Source organism: Methylobacterium sp. WL116, assembly GCF_008039455.1.
Taxonomy (GTDB): Bacteria; Pseudomonadota; Alphaproteobacteria; order Rhizobiales; family Beijerinckiaceae; genus Methylobacterium.
This window is the reverse complement of sequence record NZ_VRUV01001018.1, coordinates 1-731: the sequence shown is the minus strand read 5'-3', so window position 1 is coordinate 731 and position 731 is coordinate 1. Positions and strand designations below refer to the sequence as shown.

The 731-nt window shown below is 75.1% G+C and carries 1 protein-coding gene and 1 pseudogene; one reads left to right on the top strand and one right to left on the bottom strand.

Annotated elements, in window-relative coordinates; genetic code table 11:
* Window positions 1–21 precede the first annotated feature (21 nt).
* A pseudogene (locus FV223_RS29160) lies at window positions 22–237 on the bottom strand (DUF429 domain-containing protein); the annotation flags it as partial.
* A gap of 84 nt (window positions 238–321) precedes the next feature.
* Here FV223_RS29160 and FV223_RS29155 point away from each other — a divergent pair.
* A partial coding sequence (locus FV223_RS29155; protein WP_246689868.1) for an aldolase/citrate lyase family protein occupies window positions 322–731 on the top strand: 410 nt, incomplete at its 3' end.

The window sequence follows — 731 nt, the reverse complement described above, 5'->3', positions numbered from 1 at the left end:
GGCCGCACGCGCCTATCTCGGCGCCGGCCGGTCGGCCGCCCGGCCTCCGCCCGTCGCGCGGTCCGGCAGTCCGATCGGCACGTCGATGCCGACCGAGACCGGCGCTTCCGGTCCGTCGAGGCACTCGGCGACGGTGGAAAACAGGGCCGCGCGGTGGCGGCCGGGATCGTCGAGGTCGAGCAGCACGCCGGCCCAGGCGCCGCGGCAGCCGTCGAGTCCCGCGATCCAGCGCGCCATTCCCGCTCCTTGTCTCGCCGTCCGGAGAACGCTATCGGCGCTTCTGTCTTACGGACGTCGCCCCGCCGACGGAAAGATGCCGCCATGACCGAGATCCGTCCGCGTCGCAGCGTGCTGTCCCTGCCGGGCTCGAACCCGCAGGCCCTGGAAGCGGCTCGCACCCTGCCGGTCGACGCGGTGCTGCTCGATCTGGAGGAGACCGTCCCGCCCGAGGCCAAGGACGCCGCCCGCAAGACGGTGGCCGCCGCGGTGACGGGCCGTGCCTACGGTCATCGCGAGGTGGTGGTCCGCATCAACGCGCTCGATTCGGCCCACGGCGAGGCCGACCTCGCGGCGATCGCCGCGGCCGGCCCCGACGCGATCCTGGTGCCGAAGGTGAGCGGCCCCGACGCCCTGGTGGCCGTCGGCGCCCGCTTGAGGCGCCTCGGCGCGGCGCCGGCGCTGCGGATCTGGGCGATGATCGAGAGCCCGCTCGCGGTGCTGCAGGTCGGCGC